The 23,345-nt window shown below is 28.7% G+C and carries 18 protein-coding genes; 6 read left to right on the top strand and 12 right to left on the bottom strand.

The annotated features are described in order from the left end of the window. Nucleotides 1-61: 61 nt before the first annotated feature. The 12 genes from AEBR_RS13995 to AEBR_RS13940 form a co-directional block, all read right to left on the bottom strand. Nucleotides 62-751: a response regulator gene (locus tag AEBR_RS13995; RefSeq protein WP_128983266.1), complete on the bottom strand. Its 690-nt coding sequence runs from the start codon at nt 749-751 to the stop codon at nt 62-64. A gap of 57 nt (nt 752-808) precedes the next feature. Then, complete coding sequence (locus AEBR_RS13990; RefSeq protein WP_129087350.1) at nt 809-1,570, bottom strand: N-acyl amino acid synthase FeeM domain-containing protein; 762 nt, start codon at nt 1,568-1,570, stop codon at nt 809-811. Between the two features lie 69 nt (nt 1,571-1,639). Continuing rightward, the gene (locus AEBR_RS13985; RefSeq protein WP_129087351.1) at nt 1,640-2,329 is read right to left on the bottom strand and encodes a response regulator; all 690 of its coding nucleotides are present in this window, start codon (nt 2,327-2,329) and stop codon (nt 1,640-1,642) included. Beyond that, nucleotides 2,301-4,169, bottom strand: coding sequence for a 7TM diverse intracellular signaling domain-containing protein (locus AEBR_RS13980; RefSeq protein WP_172658913.1), 1,869 nt, complete (start codon nt 4,167-4,169; stop codon nt 2,301-2,303). The genes AEBR_RS13985 and AEBR_RS13980 overlap by 29 nt, the downstream gene beginning before the upstream one ends. 122 nt (nt 4,170-4,291) lie before the next feature. Continuing rightward, complete coding sequence (locus AEBR_RS13975) at nt 4,292-6,310, bottom strand: ATP-binding protein (protein WP_129087352.1); 2,019 nt, start codon at nt 6,308-6,310, stop codon at nt 4,292-4,294. Between the two features lie 163 nt (nt 6,311-6,473). Beyond that, on the bottom strand, nt 6,474-7,154 hold the full coding sequence (locus AEBR_RS13970; protein ID WP_164969491.1) for a TonB family protein: 681 nt from the start codon (nt 7,152-7,154) through the stop codon (nt 6,474-6,476). After that, nucleotides 7,151-7,540 (bottom strand): TonB system transport protein ExbD, encoded by a 390-nt coding sequence (gene exbD, locus AEBR_RS13965; RefSeq protein ID WP_129087354.1) that lies wholly within the window; start codon nt 7,538-7,540, stop codon nt 7,151-7,153. Before exbD ends, AEBR_RS13970 begins: the two co-directional genes overlap by 4 nt. Further along, the gene (gene exbB / locus AEBR_RS13960; RefSeq protein ID WP_129087355.1) at nt 7,530-7,973 is read right to left on the bottom strand and encodes a TonB-system energizer ExbB; all 444 of its coding nucleotides are present in this window, start codon (nt 7,971-7,973) and stop codon (nt 7,530-7,532) included. The genes exbD and exbB overlap by 11 nt, the downstream gene beginning before the upstream one ends. Then, on the bottom strand, nt 7,963-9,432 hold the full coding sequence (locus AEBR_RS13955; RefSeq protein WP_129087356.1) for a 4Fe-4S binding protein: 1,470 nt from the start codon (nt 9,430-9,432) through the stop codon (nt 7,963-7,965). Before AEBR_RS13955 ends, exbB begins: the two co-directional genes overlap by 11 nt. A gap of 8 nt (nt 9,433-9,440) precedes the next feature. After that, nucleotides 9,441-11,492 (bottom strand): TonB-dependent receptor, encoded by a 2,052-nt coding sequence (locus AEBR_RS13950; RefSeq protein WP_129087357.1) that lies wholly within the window; start codon nt 11,490-11,492, stop codon nt 9,441-9,443. A gap of 259 nt (nt 11,493-11,751) precedes the next feature. After that, entirely contained in the window at nt 11,752-12,105 is a 354-nt protein-coding gene (locus AEBR_RS13945; RefSeq protein ID WP_128983251.1) for an arsenate reductase family protein, read from the bottom strand. Nucleotides 12,106-12,118: 13 nt separating this feature from the next. Beyond that, the gene (locus AEBR_RS13940) at nt 12,119-14,128 is read right to left on the bottom strand and encodes an alpha-amylase/4-alpha-glucanotransferase domain-containing protein (RefSeq protein ID WP_129087358.1); all 2,010 of its coding nucleotides are present in this window, start codon (nt 14,126-14,128) and stop codon (nt 12,119-12,121) included. Nucleotides 14,129-14,318: 190 nt separating this feature from the next. Here AEBR_RS13940 and gap point away from each other — a divergent pair, with 190 nt between their 5' ends. The 6 genes from gap to AEBR_RS13910 are packed head-to-tail and all read left to right on the top strand — an operon-like array spanning nt 14,319 to nt 23,332. Next, on the top strand, nt 14,319-15,314 hold the full coding sequence (gap, locus tag AEBR_RS13935) for a type I glyceraldehyde-3-phosphate dehydrogenase (RefSeq protein ID WP_129087359.1): 996 nt from the start codon (nt 14,319-14,321) through the stop codon (nt 15,312-15,314). A gap of 15 nt (nt 15,315-15,329) precedes the next feature. Beyond that, on the top strand, nt 15,330-16,307 hold the full coding sequence (locus AEBR_RS13930) for a 6-phosphofructokinase (RefSeq protein ID WP_129087360.1): 978 nt from the start codon (nt 15,330-15,332) through the stop codon (nt 16,305-16,307). 30 nt (nt 16,308-16,337) lie between these two features. Further along, a complete protein-coding gene (locus AEBR_RS13925) occupies nt 16,338-18,821 on the top strand; it encodes a sugar phosphate nucleotidyltransferase (RefSeq protein WP_129087361.1) in 2,484 nt (827 codons plus the stop codon). Next, nucleotides 18,814-20,901 (top strand): glycoside hydrolase family 57 protein, encoded by a 2,088-nt coding sequence (locus AEBR_RS13920; protein WP_129087362.1) that lies wholly within the window; start codon nt 18,814-18,816, stop codon nt 20,899-20,901. Before AEBR_RS13925 ends, AEBR_RS13920 begins: the two co-directional genes overlap by 8 nt. Nucleotides 20,902-20,909: 8 nt before the next feature. Continuing rightward, a complete protein-coding gene (galT, locus tag AEBR_RS13915; protein ID WP_164969492.1) occupies nt 20,910-21,905 on the top strand; it encodes a galactose-1-phosphate uridylyltransferase in 996 nt (331 codons plus the stop codon). Next, nucleotides 21,905-23,332, top strand: a complete 1,428-nt coding sequence (locus AEBR_RS13910; protein WP_129087363.1) for a glycogen synthase — start codon at nt 21,905-21,907, stop codon at nt 23,330-23,332. Before galT ends, AEBR_RS13910 begins: the two co-directional genes overlap by 1 nt. The last annotated feature ends 13 nt before the right edge of the window (nt 23,333-23,345 follow it).

Here is a 23,345-nt window from a genome sequence, read left to right as displayed (position 1 = left end):
TAAGAGATTAATATGAGCTTTTTTTGTAATAGTTTTTAAAAAGTAAAGCCAGTTCTATTGTTTAATTATTTCTGTTTAATCTACATCCAACTTTTTGAATTGTCTCTATAATTTTATGTTCTAATTTACTTCTTAGCCTATAAACTAAAGTTCTTAAAGTACTATCTGAAATGGTACTATTAGGCCAAATTCTCTGTTCTAATTCGCTAAAAGAGACAACATTGTTATTTGCTTCAATAAGTATTCTAAGTAAAAGATTCTCATTTTTACTTAAGTTTATAGGCATCTCTTTAAAAAAGAGTTTGTTTGTTTTGTAGTTATAATAGTATCCAAGACCCAAATCCAAATCAACAAGATTTTTGTATAACTGGCTTTTTTTACTATTTTTATAAATTCCTAAAAGAATATTTGATTTTAATTCATCTCTTTTAAAAGGTTTTATAAGATAACTTACTGGTTCAGTTTGAATAGCTCTACTTATAGTTTTTTCATCAGTAAAAGCAGTAATATAAATAACAGGAATTTTTTCATTTAAGTGAATTTTTTTTATGGTTTCAATTCCATCTAAACCTTTACCTAGATTTATATCCATAAGTATTAAATCTGGTTTATTTACTCTTACGCTATTTAGTGCCGCATTGTAGTTTGTTGCAGTTCCAGTTACTTCAAAGTTGAGACTTTGAAGTATCTTTTTTATGTCCAAAGCAACTATAGTTTCATCTTCAACAATTAAAATTTTCGCTCTATTCATCTCTTTCCTTTGTTTAATGATACCATTTAGTTGTTACAGTTTTTGTTGCAAATTCATCTATTGTTCCAAAAAAACTTTTTTGAAAAATTTTGATGCAAACTCTGGATTATAAGAGATAATTAAAAAAGGTACATCAAGGGAACCATACCCTTCCATCTCTTTGTAAATCTCTACTCCTCCTAATTTTTTAAAAAGTTTTAAGTGGTCTTTTCTTATCCCTGAAAGAGCAATATCAATATCATTATTAATAAAGATATTATATATTCCACACATAAGATATTTGAACTCTTGATGAAGTCCCTCATTTCTATATTTAACTACATTTCTAGAGATCTCTCCAATAGTATTATATTTTTTTCTCATATCATCAAATTTAACTTTTCCTTCTGTTGGAAGATTCTCTTTAGAGTCAAATATAAGTCTTATAGAAGCTGTTACTTCTTTGTTTTTTTGATAATATATAACTGCTGAGTTCATATCAAATTTGTCAAAATTGAGACCCTCTATAGTATCAGGAAACTCATGTTGGTAGTTAATATCTGTGTAAACGTCACTTCTTAGTTTGAATACTTCAATCAACTCTTCAGCTGTTTTAGTAAGTTTTAGATTATTTTTTTCATATGTCCAGACAAGTTTTTTATTAAATGATATTGTCTCATCAATTACTTTTTCTAAAAAAATTCTTTTATTAAAGATTTCAATAGCTTTTTGTTGCTCTTTGTAAAACCCCTCAGGAAGATATGTTGATTTTTGTTGGAAATTTGCTTCAAGCAACTCTTGTAACTGGAATAACGAGATGTTTTTGTTTATATTTACCATTTTTTGTCCTTTTTTTTAAGGACAACTTTACAAGAGCAGCGTCACGCTTTCTGTCACAAACAAATTAAGCTAAAAAAGAGGAGTTAGTTTACATCCTAAAGAGGGAACAGTTTCAATAATTTTATACTCAAGTTTTCCCCTTAAACGATAAATCAGTGTTCTTAACGCACTACTTGAAACTGCACAATCAGGCCAAATATAGTACTCAATCTCACTAAAACTTATTAATGAACCTTTTGCTTCAACTAAAAGAGTTAAGAGTTTTTTCTCATTTTGACTTAGTTTTATAGGTATATTTTCATAATATAGTATCTCATTATTTAAATCAAAAAAATAGTTAAATCCTAAATTTACACATTTCATCTCTATATTACATCTATTAGATTTATTTAATTTATAAAGACCCAAACGGATTGTGGAGTTTAGTTCATCCCTTTTAAAAGGTTTAATAAGATAACTTATTGGATTGGTTTCAATGGCTCTGCTTATTGTTTTTTCATCGGAATAGGCAGTTAAATATATGATGGGAATATTCTCTATTTTTTGGATAGCAATTGCTGTTTCAATACCATCTTTATCGCCAAATAGATGAATATCCATGAGAATAATATCTGGTTTGTTATTTATTACACTTTCAAGAGCTTTGTTATAACTTCTTACACATTGGGTAACTTCATAACCCAAATGCAAAAGAGCACTTTTTATATCTAAAGCAACTATAGTTTCATCTTCAACTATTAAAATCTTTGCCTTTTTCATAATCTATCCATGTAATTGATACCTTTACTCCATCTTGAGAATCCGTTACTATTTCTCCATCTAACTGTTGGGTTGCTAATGTATGAATTAATAATGTTCCTAATGAGTTGTCTTTTATTGATTTTTTATCATATCCAATTCCATTGTCTTTTACTTCCAAGAGAAAAGTGTTGTCATTTTTCTCTAAATTAATATATATATTTCCTTCCTTTTTTGGGAAAGCATATTTAAATGAGTTTGTAAGTAGTTCATTTAGGATTAAACCACAATAAATAGCATCTTCAATTCTTAGTTCAGTTTTTACATTCAAAATAATCTCTATATCTTTTTGGTAACTGTATTTTACCTCTTCAACTAATACTTCAAAATATTCAAAAGCATTTATAGATGATATATCATCTTTCCTATAAAGAAGTTCGTGTAAGTGACTCATAGCATTAATTCTATTTTGTATTGTCATTAATACATCTTGAAGTCTCTCATCTTCAACTTCATCATTTTGTAGTCTAATTAAAGAAACAATTGTTTGCATATTATTTTTAACTCTATGATTTAGCTCTTTTAGAAGAAGACTTTTTTCCTCTAATGCTTTTGTTAAATCTACTGTTCTCTCTTCAACTTTTTTAGCAAGAATTTTAGTCTCATTTTTTTGTTGATCTAAAAGTTTTTTATTTGCCTCTTCTTTCTCTTTTTGCAAAGAGTTAATTCTATTTGCCAAAGCAATAGAGAATAAAATAGCCTCTAAAATAAAAGAGATTTCAACAAAATAAGGTACATGTTCATAGATATTAAATATCCCAGCACTTGATAAAAACATTAACATCCCAGAGGTTAAGAAAATTGTCCAGGCAAAGAGTATAAAATAGGCTTGTCTATTCCTTTTTATTGCTGCATATAAAGTTAAATACATTAGATAAATTAGAAGTAACATTGTAAATAAATTTCTATATTTATCATATCCATTTGAAAAAAGGAAAAAGAGTATGGCAATAGGAATTAAAATAAGAAAAGCATTTAATATAAGATTGTGTTTTGGGTACTGTTTTGTTTGTAAAAAAGTTTTTGTAAACATTCCAAGAGCTAAAACAGGGAAAGCAACAATTATTGATGCTGCTTCAATAAGATTATGAATAGTTTGAGTAGATTCAATAAAAAACTTAATAAAACCTACATAAACTAATTGATGAAAAACAATGCCAAAAATATAAAGTACATAATATAAGTAACTTAAATCCTTTGTGAAAAAGAAAATAAAGAGATTGTATACTCCTAGAATAAGCATTGATCCAAAAAACAAAGCCAAAATAATCTGATGGAATACCTCTTTATTAAAAAAGGCTTCCTCCTGCCAAAGTTTAACTTTTATAATCAAAGTAGTAATATAAGAAGAAACATTTAAATAATAGGTTTTTGTTTCATTTGCTTTAAGATGGGCTTCAAAAGTTGGATTAACACTATTTCTTGTGAAATCTTTTGAAAAGAGTCCATTTTTTTGTTCTTGATAATTCTTATCTGGATCATAGAAATTTACTGTAGTTGTAAGTGGGTTATCATACTCAATTATTCTATTTAGGATACTATTTGAGTTATTTTGTAGAGTAAACTTAATCCAGACATTAAAATCAGGAGAGTAACCATATGGTAATATTTTTTTACTGTTTGGTTCAAATTTTAAATTTTTTCCAATAATATCATCTATAGTCAAATTTTTTGTTTTATCAATATATATTTCTGAGTGAGAAAGAATATCTGTACTTTTTGTCATTTCATCAATTTTAATTATTTGGGCATGCAATAGTGATGATAAAAAAAGAAGTAAAATTATAATTTTTAATTTCAAAGTAGGGTACCTTTAGATTTTTAGTAAATTATACTTAAGATGAATTGGGTTTCTTATAAATAGAAATATTCGAAAGCAAATATAGCACTAATATTGTGACAATTTTTGTGACATAAGCTAAATTAGAGTGGAATTTTTACCTCAAAAACAGTATAACCATTTTTAGAGTTTGCTTCTATTGTTCCTTTAAAAATATTATTAATAATCCCTTTACAAATATGTAATCCTTTTCTTTGTATATCTTCATTTTCACTTTCAAAATTTTCATTAAAGATTTTTTTTGTAGCTTTTAATGGAAGCTCTTTTGCATTGTCTTCAACTTTTATTACAATAAAAGTTTCAGTAATTGAAGCCCCAATAAAAATATCTTTTTTTGTATATTTTTTATTTGATGACTCAAACTCGTTTAATGAGTTATTTATAAGGTTTAATATCACTTGAGAGAATTCATTTTTTAAACCTTGTATCTTAATCTCTTCATTAATCTCTTTTCTTATATCAATATGTAACTTTTTTAATCTTCCCATTAAAATTCTTTCAACGGTGTTGACAATATCTGAAAGACTAAAGAGTTCAATTCCTTTATCAAGGGATAAAAACAGTTTTAAATCAGCAGTTGTATCAAACATAAATTGGGTACTCTCTTTAATTGTTTCCACTCTTTTTAAAGTATTCTCTTCATCAAGTTTATTTATTGTTTCATATTCCAACTCTATAGCTTGAGTATTTAATGAGATAAGATTTAAAGGGTGTTCCCATTGAAGAATAATATTATCAATTAAGTTTCCAATCTCTGCAAGTTTTGTTTTTTGAGCAAGTCTTTGTTCACTTTTTAATCTTTTTGCCAACTCCTCTTTTACCCTTTTTTCTAGTTCATTATTAAGCTCTTTAAGCTCTGTTATATCTATGGCAATACCTAAAATAAAATCTTTTTTAAAAAGTCCCAAGAAAGTTATTTTTATCAATCTTGTATCAAAATATAACTCTTTACTATTACTTGGAAGATGAAGAATATCTTCATATTTTATTTTGCTTTTTTTAAGAGCTTGGGAATCTTTTATTTTATTAGTATATGGAAGATTTTTTGAGCTAAAATCATAAGATATTTTCCCCAATAGTGACTCTTTATTCTTAAAACTATAAAGACTTACTAAAGATTCATTTACCAAAACAAATTTGCCAACTCTATTTTTTAGTGCAATAGGAAAAGGCAAACTATCAATTAAAGTCTCTAAAATTTTCATTTGAAATGCTTGTAGATATGAACCAATAATAACAATAGGAAAAGTAACAACAAAGATGATGATAAATATCATAAAAATTTCATTTTCTAACTCTTTTTCTTCTTTTTCATAAATCTCTTTTTTTACTGAATAGATTATAAAAAAGTCGGTATCAGTAATAGAAACTCTATCTATGTAGTAGAGTAGATTCTTGTCTTTATAGTTATTTAGTTTTAATTCATCTATATTTTTTATTTCATCTTTTACTTTATAATTAGTTTTAAGTTGGGTACTCCAACATTTTTTTCTATCAGGATGAAGTAAAAAATTACCTACATTATCCATATAGTACACATTGAATATATTTTGTGCTGAAATATAATCTATTAAATTCTTTACATTATAATTGATTATTAAAATTCCTAAAAATTTATCTCCTTCGTAAATGGGTGTTGAGACTCTTATTGTAGGTTTGTATGGTATTTCAATTTCACCATTTTCTACATTTAAGTCAAAATCAGAGATGTAGTATTGATTCTCTTTTAAATTTTTTGTTCTTAAAAAATAGTATCTATTCTCTTTGTTTTGAAGGTTTTTTGCAACATACGTTTCGCCACTTATTTTATCAACTCTTATTCTCTCCATCCCTTCATTGTCTAAATATCTTACCTGAAAAATATCTTCATTTGTTTTTGCATAATTTTCAAAATCATGGATTAAAGTGTTTTCTATATTTTTATCATAATCCATAATATATTGTTGGAAATTTCCACTCTCTTTTATAACTCTTAAAATTAGTCTATAGTGATCAATCTCTTTTTTTATCTGAATCTCTGTTTTGTTAAACTCATTTTGAGCAAGTTTAATATTGTTTTCATAAGTAGACTCAATTAGACTATCTTTTAAATAGATAAACATTAAAATAGCAATGGCAGTATTTAAAATTGCAACTGTAATAAGAAAAATATACGCATTCTTTTTTTGCTGATATTGAAAAGTCCATTTTTTTCTCTTTATTTAGAAAGTAGAAAATTTTACTTATTTAAACTGAAAGGTATTTTTAATATTTATTTTAATTATTTTAATGTAGTTTAAACTCTATTTTTAGGGTAACTATTAGAGGAAAAATATCTTTTTGTGTGGGTGTTTTTATTGGAAAACTATCTTCTATTGCATTAAATACGGCTTTTTTAAAGATTTTATTCCCTTGCAATAACTTAATATTATTAACACTTCCATTTTGGAAAATTTCAAAGCTTACTTTTGTATCTCCTTGGATTCCACGTCTTTTTGCACTATCTGGGTAGATTTTATTTTGATTAATTTTACTTTTAACTTTTGCTAAAAACTCATTTTTTATTGATGCTATGCTAATTGATGCTACTTGAGATTTAGGTTCTACTTTTTTTTGTTCTTTTTGCTCTAAAGGGTCTTTAATAGGAGTTTCACAAATCTTTTTTTCTTCTGGAAGTTTTTTTACAAGAGTCTCCTCTTTTTTTACCAAACTCTTTTTTAAAACCTTTTTTTCTCCTCTTTTTTCAATTTTTTTCTCTTTTTTTATAATCTTTTTTTCTTCTATTCTAGGAGTATCTAACTGCTTTTTTTCCTCTTTTATTGGTGGAGAAAGAAGTGAGATTTTTACAACTCTTTTCTCTTCTATAGTTTTATTTGAAAAAGAGGGTTTAGTGTTGTTATAAACAACTGCAAAAATTAATGAGCCATATAGAAATAGCGAGATTAAAAAAGAGCCTAAATATCTCAACTTTTGGATTCCTTTTTTGTAATTATTGCAATATTTTCAAACTCATTCTCTTTTAGAGTATCTAAGAGTTTAATAAAGAGTTCAAATCTAACATCTTTATCGCAATTTATCTCAATATTGGTTTTTTTATCATATTTAAGCAAACTATTTTCAAGCTCTTTTTCATCTATAGAACTTTCGTTAAAGAGTATCTCATCATTTGCTTTTATTGTAACAACTAGACTTTTTTTATCTTTTTTTATTGTGGCACTTTTTGCACTAGGCAAGTTTACAGGAATTATACCTTTTGCTACAAATGAGGCAGTGGTAAGAATGATTACTAAAAGGACCAACATAATATCAATAAATGGAATTACATTTATTGAATCAAATTTTTTAGGCTTCACTCTTTGCCTTTTGTAAAACTTCCCATTTAGCAATCAAAACTTCACTTTTTCTAACTAAATGGTTGTTAAATACAATTGCAGGAATAGCCACAATAAGCCCCATCGCTGTTGCTTTTAAGGCTAAAGCCAGAGAAGTCATAATGTTTTTTACATCAATATTTCCACTTTGACCCATAATATAAAAGGTAACAATAATGCCAAATACTGTCCCAAGCAGACCAATATATGGTGCATTTGATGCAGTTGTAGTAATAATACCAATATTATTTGTCAAATCTATCTCTAACTCCTCTTTGTTTTTATACTCTTCAAGTTTGATAGTTTTGTAAAACCAAATTCTTTCAATATAAAACATTAGTGTTAAGAAACTAAGAAAGCCCAAGAAACCGATTATTCCATAATCGGTTATCTTATTTATTAGTTCAATGTCCATTTATCTCCTTTGATGTTGTTAAAACTGTTGGTTGTTTTTCAACAGTTTTTGTATGGGTTTGATGTCTATGATTCTGCTCTTTTACTCCATAAGTATTAAATACATAGATTCTATAAAGATTAAGAAATAGATATAAAGATATAAGTGCAGAAGCAAAAAAGAATGCAAATACTTTTTTTAAAGTTGAGGCTTCAAAAAATTTCAATCTTTTTGCTAATATTAAATAAGCCCAAACTACAGCTAAATAAGGGAAAAAACTAAATATTTTTAACCAAGATGCATCCCTTGAGGCTAGGTTTTCAACTTTTTGTAAATCAAGGTTGAATCCATAAATAAATCCATTTGCTATATCTGCATAGGTGTGAGTAAAAAAACTATGAAGCAAGTGTGCTAAACCACCAATAACAAAAATTGGAATAAAGGCATATCCTAAAGTATATAAAGTTGTATTGAAACTACTTTTTAATAGTTTTGAGGCAAGAAACATACCTATAAAAACAGTTAAAATAGAGAATATTAGGGCATAAAGAAATGAGAACATTCCAACTGTATCTAAACCTTGAAGATTAAAAAGTTGCTCAAACTGTGCAGCTGTTTTGCTCCAAATAAACTCATTTGCAAGGTTTGTTCTATTTAATCCATGATGAAAAGACATGGTAATAGGAATACAAGCAATAATAAGTATATAAGTCCACACTTCGGCACTATTTATCTTAAATTTGCTAAATAGGGAGTTTGAAGGTTTTTCAACTTTAAAACTAACTGCTTCACATGCACTACTACAATCCATACATAAAGAGCAATCTTCCATAGAGTTTTTTTTCTCAAAAGTAAAGGGTTTTAAATTGTAACTACAGGCTTTTGCACACTCAAAAGTTTTACACTCTTTGCAATCTTCACTATAGGTTTTTAAACTTGTAAAAGAGATTTTATTAAAAGCTCTTGTTAGCGTTCCAATAGGACAGATAAATTTGCAGTAAGACATATCTTTATACAAATAAAATAGTGTAACTGAAAGAAGAGTTAATATTGTAAACATTAAAGCTGTGTTAAAAGGAGTTTTCCAAAAACTTGGGAAAGAGTAGTATACAAACCACCAACCAATAACTAAAATCATAATACCAATATATCTATTTTGCAAAAATTTAGGCATCTCTTTTTTTAGCCCTAATTTTGTGATATATTTTCCTAAAAAGCCATGGGGACAAATCCCACAGAAAACTCTTCCAAAAGTAACAAGAGAAACCACCATAAATAAAGACCAAAAAAGTCCCCAGAAAAGATATCTTGTAAAACTATTTTCTAACGTTGGTTCCTTAAATCCTAAAAAAATTGCATATACAAAAAGAGAAAGAGTTAACAGCTGTATCACTTTAATAAATACTCTATTTTTGAAAACTACTTTTAATATTGGCATTGCAAAAATATCATTAAAATCTCTATTTTTTGAAGTAATCATTTTATATCCTAAAATTTATATCTTAACCCAACATAAAAAGACCTAGATGGTCCGACAATAATTGTTGCATCTTCCATAGTGTAACTTACGCTACTATTTGTCAATTGTACAAACTGATAATAGTCTCTATCAAGAAGGTTGTCTACTCTTCCAAAAAGTTCAAGATTTTTGTTAACTTTATATGAAGTTCTTAAATTTACTAAAGCATAACCACCTTGTTTGTAGTAGTTTGTTTCATCTGCGTAATAACTACTTTTAGCAATAATCTCAGGTGACAGAGTTAAATTAGCTCCAACTTTATAATCAAATCTTAGATTAATTGTATGTTTAGGAGTTCTAGGAACTTGATTATTTGAGAGATCAAGGGTATTGTAATTTCCAACTGAAACATACTGTTTAAAACTATATCTTGTAAAATATGCATCCAAATAAGTATAGGCTAAATTAAATCCTAAATCTTTTGATAAATCACCACTTAAAGCAAGTTCGAAACCTCTACTTACCATATCTGCAACATTATCATAATAGTTTGCTTCATCAGAACGTCTTACATAGTTTCCTGCGCTTTTCCCAATATAGTCATCTCTGTTTAGCTGATAGATTGAAGCATCATAATTTACAAATCCTAAACTACCCTTTACTCCTATTTCATAGTTGTATACTGATTCAGATTTAATATCAGTTGTATAACCATCAGCGCTATTACTGCTTATTTGATCAGCTGTTGGAGCTCTAAATCCTGTAGAGATACTTGTATATAAGTTTGTATTTGAGTTGATTTTATAATTTAATCCAGCTCTATATGAACCTTCATCGTAAGTTGATTTTATACTACTAGCTGGTTTAGTAAGATTTTTCAAATCATACTTTATATTATCATATCTGGCATTTAATGTTGAGGTTAAATTATCTGTTATTTTATATTTAAATTCTCCATAAATAGCATTTACATCTTCATTTGTATCTACTGCTGAGTATGTTAATCCAGCGTGTAAAGGTGTACTGCTTGATTCTTGTTTATTTCTTTGAATATCAGCTCCTGCCATAAAAGCACTTTTCTCAAAACTAAATCTGTATTCACTTTTTATACCATTTTGTGTCCATTTCTCATCATTTGCATAATCATGTGATTCATCTAGTCCATCACCATTAGCATCTTCATAACCAGATTGATAAGATTTATCATCAAGATATCTATAGGTACTAACCATTAAGTTTGAGTTATCTTCAAAATCTTTTGAATAGGTTAAAAAAGTTTTAATAAGAGTTGTATCATAATCTGATGAGTAAGTAATCTCTCTTGCACTTTTTGGGTCAATTGTTGCTGCTGTAACTCCATGAACTCCACTTCCATCACCACTATCTATTTTGTTATAACTTAAACCAAAAATAATATCACTTGTATCATCTATATAGTAGTTATATTTACTGCTAAAAGATTTATTATCATTAAAAGCTCTGTCCCAATAACCATTTGTAGTTTTATAACTTCCTTGAATTTGAAGAGCAGAGTTTTCAAAACTTCTATTTGTTGAAGCAAGATATTTTTGATAACCAAAACTTCCAAACTCTGTTTCTACCTTGCTAGAGTTTTCTCCTTTTGGTCTTTTTGTAGTAATTACAATGGCTCCTGCAATGGCATCATTTCCATAAAGATATGAAGCTCCACCTTTAATAACTTTGATTGTTTCAATATTTTCTAAATCTATATTTATTTTTCCAGTTGTCTCTTGAACAGGAACTCCATCAATTACAACTGCAACCCCAGGTCTTTCTCCCATATATACTTGGTTATCAACTCCTCTTATATGAAGTTTAACAATATCTCCTTCAGTCTGCATAGCTGTAATTCCAGGCACCGAGTTTAAAACTTCAACAATATTTTGTGGGTTGATTTTCTCAATTTCATTTGAATCTACAATTGCAGTTGATGAGATATCACTTAATGTAGATTTAAATTTATCATCAATTGTAGAGGAGTCAACACTAATAACTCCTAAATCTTCAGTTGCAAATAGCAGTGAAGCTAGACCAATTGATAAAAATATGGCTTTTTTCATTTTTCTCCTTTGTTATAAAGACACCAATATTAATTTTAAAGAGATAATCAACTATAATAAATATTGGTATCTATGTACCAAATTTCCTACCTATGAGTCGCCAAACTTACTTTAGGTAGGAAATCCTACTTTAAAAAGAGTATCAATATTTTGTTAATTTTTAGTTAATTTTTTTAAGCTTTATATAATATTTGTCACTGAAATGTATTTTTTTGATAGGTAGAGGTTTGAAGTGGCAAAATACCACTTCAAATAAGTTTTAAGATAGAAAAGTTGTTTTATACTCCTCTTCATCAAAGCCAATTGTAAACTTCTCTTCACCATTTAGTCCATGTTCTATTATAGGTCTTTTTAAAATTCCATTATCTTTAGAGATTATCGATACAGCTTTTTTTTCTGTAGTTTTTTTATCTTTTAATCCTAAATCTTTATAGGTTTTACTTCTTGGATTTAACATCTGTGTAGCAGGTATAAATCTTTGCCAGTTCTCAATTTTTGGTAGATCAACAGGTTCTTTTGTCAGGTCTATAAACTCATAGCAGATATTATTCTCATCGAAAAAAGCTTTAGCTTTTTTAACACTTGGGCAACTTTTAATACCGTAAACTCTCATTCTATTCTCCTTTTTATTGAACTTCAATAGTATATTTCAAATCTAATTGAGTGCTAAAATCTTTAGCAAAACCAAAAGCAATACCTTGAATAGTATAATCAACTCCCGATTCACTCTGACTTACACTTTTAACCGGATAAACATACATCTCAATACATTGATCAAAATGAAATGTTATTGTTTTGTTTAAAGACTGGTCTAAAATTGTAAGTTGTGAATTTTCAAAGTGCAAACTCTCTCCTATATTGTGTCCATTAACAGTCAAAATCTCATAATCTTGGAAATGAAAATTAAACTCCAATAGATATCTCATTACAGAGATTTCATCTGTTTGGATATTAATATTAGAGTGAATTTTTCGATTTTCAAAAGTAAAAGTTTTAGTTAAAGTTGTATCTTTTTTTGAAATCCTATAAATGCCTCCATCTCTTTTAAGTTTAATACTATTTTGGGTAGTTTCAACTACCTCAAATGGTTGATTTGCAAAATCTCCATACTCTTGAAAAGTACAAGATTTAAACTCTGCTCTTGTAAAACCTCTATCGGTAATATGGTCAATTGCAGATTTTTTGATATACCAATCTGAAAACAGTTCAATATCTTCAGTAGTTGCAAGGATGTTGTCGTTATGAATTGTTGCAATCTCTTCATCACTCTCTTTTTTTTCTAAAACTTCATCACTGTTCTCTTCAACTCTTTGTATTTTATTATGATAAGTTTCATGGTATCTTGTAAGGGTATTTTGAAGATTGAACTCTTTTTTTCTTATATCAAACTCAACAATCTGTCCACCCATTTTTGGGTCAATAATTGTGATTAATTCAGGAGTATAAAACTTATACTCTTCATAAGAGTCCATATTTATATCACTTTTAGTGTAACCACTTTTAATATCAAGTAGATTTTCACATTTTATTATATATTTGTAGGCATTATCTCTAAGATTTGGAAGATAAATTCCTCCAAAAACACCATGCCATAGTACATCGTTGCATTGGGTTCTATAAAGAAAATCTTTAAATTGTTCATTTTGGTTTTCAACTTTTGAAAGTTCTAATGCTCTTTTATGAATCCAGTTGCTCTCATTATATTTGATAAAGAAGTTTTTCCAAATACCACCTCTTATTAGATACTCTCTATCAGAGTGTTCATGGATTAAATCCAAATAATCTTTAGAGATATTTGGTAGAGTTGACCACTCTCCCATTTCATGGTATGAAACAGTTGGAAGATATGACAATGAAATAGCTTTGTTTTTATCAAAAAATTCAGAATAAGTTGTGACATTTATTGTCTCATCTTCAATACATTTTTCAAAAAAGTTTTTAAGCCATTTTTTTTCATAAACTTTTTCATAAGTTTTTGGCCAAACACCAAATTTTTCACCATCATCAAAGATTATTGCAGCATTTTTACCCTCATAATTTGCAAACTCTTTTAATTTGTTTATACTATTCTCTACAGTTGCAAAAGGGATAATGTATCTTAAGTCTTTACTTATAGGAAATAGTGCAATTTGGTTATTACTATTTTCAGTTAAAAAATATCCGTTTAGTTCATATTTATTAAAACCTGAAGCTATTAAATGATAATCGTCAACAATCACATAATCAATTTCACATTTTTTTAGATCATCGATAATTGAGTCATCCCAAATTCTCTCAGTAAGCCACAATCCTCTTGGTTTTTGATTAAAGTTTTCAACTATAAAATTTGAGAGTTTATTTATTTGTGCAACCCTATCATGACTTGGAATTGAGGCCAAAATAGGTTCATAATAACCACCTGTAAAAAATTCAATTTGAGGGCTAAGTTTTTTTATTAAATTAAAAAGCTCCTTTTCATTGTTTTTTATAAATTCAAAAAGCCAACCACTAAAATGAACTGAACATCTAAACTGGGGATAATCTTTTAAAATCTCAAAAAAAGGTTTATAAGATTTCTCTATAATTTCGTATACAACTTTATCGAAATTATCAACGGGTTGATGGCAGTGTATCCCAAAAAGAAGATTTGTTTGCATCGTATTCCTTAAAAAATTTAAAATAAATGATTATTTTATATTAATATTTTATTTTACTTAAATATAATAATATTAGTCATTTACAAAATGATTACATTATACACATTTGCAATTATAATGTAATTTTTGTTATGTATTATAATATAATTGTTTATTAAATTTATTATAATAAAAATAAAAAGGAAAAAATATGGCACTAAAAGTAGCAATCAATGGTACAGGAAGAATAGGTCTTATTGCAGCTAAAATTATAGCTCAAAGAAGTGATATAGAGTTAGTGGCAATAAATACTACAACTGATTTGGATATGTTAATATATCTATTAAAGTATGATAGTGTTCATATGGGAGTTGAAGCTGAGATTATTGACGAACAACATATTAGTATTAATGGTTGTGATGTAAGAGTTTTCTCAGACAGAGATCCAAAAAATATAGATTTTGGTGGATGCGGAGCAACTGTTGTTATTGAGTGTACAGGAGCATTTTTAACTACACAAAAGTGTGAAGCGTATTTACATGGTGGAGTTCAAAAAGTTGTAATGAGTGCACCAGCAAAAGATGACACACCAACATATGTTTTAAATATAAATACAGATGAGTATAAAGGTGAAGCTATTATCTCTAATGCCTCTTGTACAACAAACTGTTTAGCACCAATTTGTAAAGTATTAGATGAAAAATTTGGTATTGAAAATGGACTTATGACAACTATTCACTCATATACAAATGATCAAAATATTTTAGATGTAAAACATAATAAAGATAAAAGAAGAGCAAGAGCAGCAGCACTTAATATGATTCCAACTACAACAGGTGCAGCTAAAGCTATTGGAAAAGTTATGCCACATCTATTGGGAAAACTAAATGGTTATGCAATGAGAGTACCAACAGCTGATGTATCAATTGTTGATTTAACTGTAAATCTTAAAAAAGAGGTTACAAAAGAGGATATAAATAAAGCGATGGTATTAGCTAGTCAAGCTGAATTTGAGGGATTAATTGAGATTGACAATGATATGAGAGTTTCAAGTGATTTTATAGGAAGTGCATACTCTTCAACTTTTGTTCCTGATATGACTTCTGTTGTTGATGGTAAAACAGTAAAAGTATTAGCTTGGTATGATAATGAATGGGGGTATACAAGTAGATTAGTAGATATGACACTATTTGTTGGACAATATTAATATATAGGGTAAAAAATGGCAATAGCAATAATGACTTCTGGGGGAGACTGCGCAGGGATGAACCCTGCAATTAAACAATTTGTAGATTACTGCTACACTAATGAAGTTCAACCTTATCTGATTTATGATGGTTTAGAAGGGTTAATAGATGGTGCAATTAAGGCTGCAACATATGAAGATGTTGCAGGAATAATGCATGAAGGTGGAACAAAGATAAGATCATCTAGGTCTAAAAGATTTTTTGAATATGAATATAGAAAGCAAGCTTTTGAAAACTTACAAAAACACGGCATTGATAAAATAGTAATTTTAGGTGGAGATGGCTCTTTTAGAGCTTTAAATCAGTTTCATAAAGATTTTGGTGTAAATTTTGTGGGAATTCCTGCAACAATTGATAATGATATTTATGGAACAGAATATTGCTTAGGTGTTGATACTGCACTAAATATAATAAGACAAGCAACAGATGCAGTAAGAGATACTTCTGCTTCATTTAGAAGAGCTTGTGTTATTGAAACCATGGGTAGAGATTGTGGATACTTGGCATTGGTATCTGCTATTACTTGTGGAGCTGAGATTTGTATTATCCCTGAGTTAGAGTATGATTTAGACTCAATTGGAAAGAGACTTAAAGGGGAACTTGCAAATGGAAGAAAATATATAGTTTGTTTAGTTGCAGAAGGATGCAATAAAGACAAATGTATATCTACACCTAATCTTGTAAGATGGCTAGAAGAGGATATTGGAATAGAGACAAGAGCTACAATTTTAGGACATGTACAAAGGGGAGGAAATCCTACTGTATTTGATAGATTGATGGCTTCAGAATTTGTCTCTTATTCAATAGATAAACTTTTGTCAGATCATAAAGAGGGAAGTGTAATTGTTTATAAAAAGAGTGAGTTTGAATTTGTTTCAATTGAACATGTAAATTCACAAAAATATAAAATAAGAGAAGATTTATTAGAGCTTGCAAAAAGATTAGTTAACTAAAAACAAAAAATCTAAAACGAAAGGTAAAAAATGAAAGCAATAGTACTAGCTGGAGGTTTCGGAACAAGAATACAGCCATTAACAAATGCTGTTCCTAAACCAATGCTACCAATATTGAATAGACCTATGATGGAACATATTATCATCAAACTTAGAGATGAACTTGGTATTACTGAAATTGGAGTTTTACTGTATTTCAAGCCAGAGATTATAAAAAATCATTTTAAAGATGGAAAAGATTTAGGGGTAAAAATAACCTATTTTTTACCAGATGATGATTATGGAACAGCAGGAGCAGTAGCATTTGCAAAAGAGTTTTTAGATGAGACTTTTATAATTGTTAGTGGAGATTTGGTAACAAATTTTGATTTTAAAAATATTCAAAATTTTCACGAAAAGAAAAACTCAAAACTAACTATTACACTAACTTCTGTTGAAAATCCTTTACAGTTTGGCGTTGTGATCGCAAATGAAGACCATAGAATAGAGAGATTTTTAGAAAAGCCAAGTTGGGGAGAAGTTTTTAGTGATACTATTAATACAGGTATTTATATTATAGAACCAGAAGTTTTAGATTTAATACCATATAAACACAATTTTGATTTTGCAAAGGATCTATTTCCTTTGATGATGAAACAAGATATTCCTCTTTGGGGTTGTTCTGAAAGTGGATATTGGAGAGATGTTGGAAATCCTGAAAGTTATAGAGAAGTATATAAAGATATCTTTAATGGGGAGATTACACTTCCATATAAGGGTTATGCAAAAGAGATTGATAATGGGATAGTTTATAGTGAATCAGGAGTTAAGCTAAATAAAAAAGTTAGAGTTGAAGGTACAGTTATTTTAGGTAAAAATGTATTTGTTGATGAGGGTGTAACTTTAAAAAATTGTATAATTGGTGATAATTCAAAGATTGGTAAACACTCAGAGATTATTGATTCAGTTTTATGGGATGATGTAAAAATTGGAGTTAAAGTTAAAGTTAATAACTCTGTAATTTGTAATGATAATATTATAAAAGATGAGAGCAAAATACCTTTTGGTGTTATTATGGCTGAAAAGTGTATTGTAAACAAAAAAGTATCTTTTGAAAAAGATATTATTATGTGGCCTGATAAAGAGATTGAAGCATCATCTGTTGTTAGTGCAAACATTATTTGGGGGAATAAATATAAATCATCAATCTTTGAAGATGGTGCGGTAGTTGGTAGAACAAATATTGAACTTTCGTGCGAGATGACTACAAAACTTGCAGAAGCTTTTGGGACGATTTTGCCTCAAGGCTGCAATATCTATGTATCAAGGGATTATCACAAATCTACATTTATGTTAAAAAGAGCCTTTGTAGCAGGTATTTTATCAACGGGTGTTAATATTGTTGACCCATACAATGTTCCTTCAAATGTTATGAGACAAGCTTTAAGTAAAAATGAAGATGTAATAGCAGGAGTACACTTAAGGCAATCTGTTTTTGATCCAACTCAAACTGAGATTATCTTTTTTACAAATGAAGGTTTAGTTTTAGATAGTAAACTTGCCCAATCAATAGAGAGAATTTTCTTTAGAGAAAACTTTAGAAAAGTGAAATATGATGAGATTGGTTCAATTACAGAGGATAAAAATCTAAGAGAGTTATATATAAAAGCTATTGAAGACTCTTTTGATAAAACCCTATTTAAAAACTGCGAACAGAAAGTTGCAGTTGATATTATGAATGGATCAACCTCTGATATCTATCCAAGAATAATAAATGAACTTGGAATTGATAATATAATTTTAAATGCCCATAGAAGAGAGAAGGGTAAATCAAACGATATTGTAAAAACCCAAGAGAATATGCAACATATTGTAAGAGGTTTAAACCTTGATTGTGGATTTCTTATCTATCCAAATGGACACAAACTTCAAGTTATAGATAATAAAGGTGAGTTAATCTATGACTATAAACTTCTTTTGATAGTTTTAGCTCTTTTAGATAAAAGTACAGATAGAAAATTAAAAGTTATTCTTCCAGCTTGGGCACCAGATTTTATAGAGTATGATCATATTGAAGTATATAGAGAAAAACTCTCAAACTTCAAAGCAGAGCAGTTAAAAGAGTATGATTTAATAGCAGATACAGATGGGCATTTTGCCTTTAATGAATTTGGATTAAATAGGGACTCTATTTTTACAAGTTTCAAAATTTTAGAGCTTCTTAAAAAGTCAGGGAAAAAGCTCTCTAAACTGCATAAAGATTTACCTGATTTTTGTTATAAAGGAGAAAACATACCTTGTCCTAGCTCTTTAAAAGGAAAAATGATGAGGAAGTTTTTAGAGGATGGTAAAGACAAAAAAATCTCTTCAGTTGATGGGGTTAAGATTTGGATGAATGATGAAGAGTGGATTTTGATGGTACCAGACCAACACAATGAGTACTTAAATCTCTATGTTCAGGCAGAAGATGAAAAGAGTGCCGGTAGAATTTTCTACTCATATCAAGATAAAATAGAGAAGTGGATCAGTGAGTAAAAAACTATATTTGTCATTTTTATGGCATATGCACCAACCATATTATAAAGATGATTGTGCTAATACTACTTTAATGCCATGGGTATTTTTGCATGCAACCAAGGATTACTATGATATTCCTTGGTATATGGAGAAATTTCCAAAAATCAAAGCAACCTTTAATTTAGTCCCATCATTAATGGCGCAAATTGATGAGTATATAAGTGGTAATGCCAACGACAAGTTTTTAGAGATTTTGAAAAAAGAGATTGTTAGCTTAAGTAAAGATGAGAGAGATTTTTTAGAAGAGTATCTCTTTTTGGCAAACGAAGAGTATATGATAAAACCTTTTTCAAGATATTATGAGTTGTTATTAAAATATAGAATGAATAATAATAACTTTTCAATCTTTTCCGATGATGAAATATTAGATTTAGAGGTACTATTTCTACTTAGCTGGTGTGGAAACTATTTAAGACAAAATAATGGGATTGTGCAAAATCTTTTAAATCAAAAAAGCACTTATGACCAAACTCAAAAGACAGAGCTATTAAATACAATGTTTAATTTTTTAAAAGAGATTATCCCTTATTATAATACTCTTTTTAAAGAGGGTAAAATTTCTGTGTCAACAACACCTTTTTATCATCCTATTTTACCTCTACTTTTAGATAGAAAAAGTGCAGTTGAAGCAAGAGCAGATGTGGCTTTACCTTTTTCTAGCGGAGCAAGTTATGATGAGTTTGCAAATATGCAAGTTGAAAAGGCTGTTTCTTACTTTGAAAATAAGTTTGGACAAGCTCCAATTGGATTTTGGCCAAGTGAGGGAAGTGTAAGTGAAAAAACCATAAATCTTCTGGCAAAAAATGGAGTGAAATGGGCTTGTAGTGACGAAGAGATACTTTTTAAAACTCTGAATAGCTCAAAAAAAGAAGCCCTTTATAAGCCATATTATCTGGATACTAAAGAGGGAAGAGTAAACCTATTTTTTAGAGATAAATATTTAAGTGACTTAATAGGTTTTGAGTTTAGTAAAAAAAGTGCAAAAGCTGCGGCAGGTGACTTTGTTTCACATCTAAAAAACATTTACTACAATGCACAAGAATCTGTAGTTGTTCCAGTCATTTTAGATGGGGAAAATGCTTGGGAGTTTTATCCAAACAATGCCCAAAACTTTTTTGAAGAGTTATATAAACTTCTAAGTGCTCAAAGTTGGTGTGAACTAACTTTGTTTGATGAGATTTCTAAGTGTGAAGATTTAAAAGCAAACTCTCTTTATTGGTTAGCAAGTGGTAGCTGGATTAGTGGGAACTTTGATATTTGGATAGGAAGTGGAGAGAAAAATAGAGCTTGGGAACTTTTAGATATGACTAAACTCTCTTTTGATGGAATAAAAGAGAATTTGAGTGAAGAACTTATTGAAAAAATCAATAAAGAGTTTCTTGTTGCCCTTGGAAGTGACTGGTTTTGGTGGTATGGAGATGATCATTATACTGAGCTTAACCATCAATTTGATGAACAGTTTAGAGCCCATTTGAAAAATATTTTTGAACTTATGGAGATTGAAGTTCCTAAAGAGATTTATACTCCAATTGTAAAAAGAGACAAAGGGAAACTAATAGATATAAAACCTACAGATTTTGTTGCTCCAACTGTAGATGGAAATATGAGCAACTTCTTCGAGTGGTTAAATAGTGGTAGAATTGATATAAAAAAAGAGTTTACAACTATGGATTCCTCTTCTTTATTTGTTGAATATCTCTATTATGGAGTTGATAGGGAGTCAAACCTATATTTATATCTAAAAGGTGATAGAATAAAGAGTTTAAAAAATGAAGGCTTTGAATTAAGATTGACTCTAAATAATCTAACTTTTATTTTTGATATAAAAGAGGGTAAAGAGAGTACCTCCCAAAATGGTGTTTACTTTGATATAGCCTATGATACAGGTGTAGAGTTAAAACTTTATGAGTGTAAACATAAAAGAGTTAAGCTGATTTTTGAAGTTTATAGAAATAAAAAAAGAGTTCAAAGATACCCGTTGTATGATGAATCAATACTCGATTTTGAAAATCTTTTTTTAAGAAATTGGTATATTTAGGAGATATTGTGTCAGAGTTTAGATATTGCAAATTAAGAAGAGAGTGGACACTATTTGCTCCTGAACGTCTTAAAAGACCTAAGTATTTGAATAATAAAAAAGAGGCTTATTTAGGGGAGATAATACATGAAAAATGCCCTTTTGATATGGGGAGGGAAGAGTTCACTCCAAATGAGATAACTAGAATTTCTCAAGATGGGAAATGGAAATGCAGAGTCGTACCAAATCTTTATAATGCCCTTTCTATTGAGACTCAACCAGTATCAAAGAGAGATGGATATTTTGAAAAATTTAATGGTTTTGGTGCCCATGAAGTCGTAATAGAGACACCAAACCATGATAAACAAATTTGGGATTATGACTATAATGATTTAGCAAACTATTTTACTATTATTCAAGAAAGAGTAGTTAATCTAAAAAGAGATAGTAGATTTGCATTTATCTCTATTTTTAAAAATCAAGGGGAAGAGGCAGGTGCTTCAATCTCTCACTCTCACTCTCAAATTATGGCACTACCATTTTTACCAAAAAAGATAAAAGAGGAGATAGAGTATAAGAAGAGTTACTACAGTGAACACAAAAGGGCACTTCTAGATGACTTAGTATATGAAGAACAAGGTTATGGAAAAAATATTATAAGTCAAAATAGTGAGTTTATAATCTACTGTCCATACGCTTCAATATTCCCTTTTGAAGTAAAAATTGTGGCAAAGAAAAAATTGTCATCTTTAAGCGAATTTAGCAAGAGTGATATTAGTGCTTTGTGTGATATTACAAAAGAGTTTTTTAATAAGTATTATAAGGCATTAGGTGAGGTTGCTTTTAATATGATTATTAATAACGCACCTTATGAAGAGTATAGTGAAAAAACAAAAGAGTATTATAGATTTAATATTGAGATAGAACCAAGAATCTATAAAATTGCAGGATTTGAGATAAATAGCTTAATGAATGTAAATGTTATGTTGCCGGAGACAGCAGCAAAAATTTATAAGGATAATTAATGAACATTCTATTTGCAGCAAGTGAAATCTTTCCTTATGCAAAAACTGGTGGTTTGGCAGATGTAGGGTATGCCCTTCCAGAAGCTTTAAGAGCTCAAAATCAAAAGGTTTATACAATTATGCCTTTGTATAACCAAATCGATAGAGAAAAATATGAAATTGTTTATGCTGGTTTAACCTTTGATTATTGGTTAGCAGGAGTAAGACACCAATTTGATATTTTCCATAAAGAAAATAATAAAGATGAACTTTTTGTCTACAATCCAATTTTATGTAATAGATGGGGTTTATATGATGATGAGTTCGGTGATTATGGAGATAATGCCTTAAGATTTGGACTCTTTTCTTACTCTGTTTTAGAAGTTATGATAAGAATGAATCTAAAAATTGATGCAGTTCATGTAAATGATTGGCAAACAGCATTAATTCCTCTTCTAATGAAAACAAGATATAACTTAAATCAAAAAACAGTGTTAACAATACATAATCTTGCCTATCAAGGGATTTTCCCTAAAAAAGTGATGGATGAGTTAGAGATTGATTGGAAAAGTTGTTTTAAATTTGAAGGCTTAGAGTATTATGATAATGTAAACTTCCTAAAAGCTGGAATCTTTTTTAGTGATAGTGTTACAACAGTTAGTTACACCTATGCAAAAGAGATTCAAACCCAAACTTTTGGAAATACTTTAGAGGGAACACTAAAGGTAAACAGCTATAAGCTAAGAGGCATTTTAAATGGAATCAGCACAGAAGTTTTTGATCCACAAAAAGATGAAAATGTTAAGTATAACTACTCTATAAAAAACTATAAAAATAGAGAAAAAAATAAATTAGCTTTATATGAAGAGTTAGGCTTAAAAGAGATAGATAGACCACTTTTTGTTTTTATTGGAAGATTTACCAAACAAAAAGGTGTTGATTTGATTTTGGATGCATTAAATCTATTTAAAAGCTATGAAGCTAATTTTGTTATTTTAGGAAATGGAGAAGATTTTTACAATCATGCCTTTGGAAGTTTTGTAAATAGTTTTGAAAATATTCATATAAGACTTGGCTATGACGAATCTTTTGCTAGAAGATTGTATGCAAGTTCAGATTTTCTTTTGATGCCATCATTTTTTGAGCCTTGTGGTTTAAATCAGATGATAATTATGAGATATGGAGGTTTACCAATTGTCTCTAAAACAGGTGGATTAAAAGATACAGTTGTTGATTTTACTGATGTAAAAGAGCTTGAAGGATTCAACTTAGGACTTGGTATTACCTTTGAAGAGCTAAATCTTTTTTGGTTTAATCATGCAGTTGCAAAAGCACTGTCATTGTACTCAAATAAAGAGAAGTTTGAAAAAATATCAAAACACAATATGGGAGTTGATAACTCTTGGAAAAACTCAGCACTTGAGTATATAAATCTATATAAATCATAAAAGGAAATAGAGT

Origin of the sequence: Halarcobacter ebronensis, from assembly GCF_013201825.1 — a bacterium.
GTDB lineage: Bacteria > Campylobacterota > Campylobacteria > Campylobacterales > Arcobacteraceae > Halarcobacter > Halarcobacter ebronensis.
This window is presented reverse-complemented; position numbering and strand designations above follow the sequence as displayed.

Bases quoted from the DNA above. Each gene is read 5' to 3' on its own strand.
- AEBR_RS13995 (WP_128983266.1), bottom strand. From the start codon at position 751: ATGAATAGAGCGAAAATTTTAATTGTTGAAGATGAAACTATAGTTGCT.
- AEBR_RS13990 (WP_129087350.1), bottom strand. From the start codon at position 1,570: ATGGTAAATATAAACAAAAACATCTCGTTATTCCAGTTACAAGAGTTG.
- AEBR_RS13985 (WP_129087351.1), bottom strand. From the start codon at position 2,329: ATGAAAAAGGCAAAGATTTTAATAGTTGAAGATGAAACTATAGTTGCT.
- AEBR_RS13975 (WP_129087352.1), bottom strand. From the start codon at position 6,310: ATGTTTATCTATTTAAAAGATAGTCTAATTGAGTCTACTTATGAAAAC.
- exbB (WP_129087355.1), bottom strand. From the start codon at position 7,973: ATGGACATTGAACTAATAAATAAGATAACCGATTATGGAATAATCGGT.
- AEBR_RS13955 (WP_129087356.1), bottom strand. From the start codon at position 9,432: ATGATTACTTCAAAAAATAGAGATTTTAATGATATTTTTGCAATGCCA.
- AEBR_RS13950 (WP_129087357.1), bottom strand. From the start codon at position 11,492: ATGAAAAAAGCCATATTTTTATCAATTGGTCTAGCTTCACTGCTATTT.
- AEBR_RS13945 (WP_128983251.1), bottom strand. From the start codon at position 12,105: ATGAGAGTTTACGGTATTAAAAGTTGCCCAAGTGTTAAAAAAGCTAAA.
- AEBR_RS13940 (WP_129087358.1), bottom strand. From the start codon at position 14,128: ATGCAAACAAATCTTCTTTTTGGGATACACTGCCATCAACCCGTTGAT.
- gap (WP_129087359.1), top strand. From the start codon at position 14,319: ATGGCACTAAAAGTAGCAATCAATGGTACAGGAAGAATAGGTCTTATT.
- AEBR_RS13930 (WP_129087360.1), top strand. From the start codon at position 15,330: ATGGCAATAGCAATAATGACTTCTGGGGGAGACTGCGCAGGGATGAAC.
- AEBR_RS13925 (WP_129087361.1), top strand. From the start codon at position 16,338: ATGAAAGCAATAGTACTAGCTGGAGGTTTCGGAACAAGAATACAGCCA.
- AEBR_RS13910 (WP_129087363.1), top strand. From the start codon at position 21,905: ATGAACATTCTATTTGCAGCAAGTGAAATCTTTCCTTATGCAAAAACT.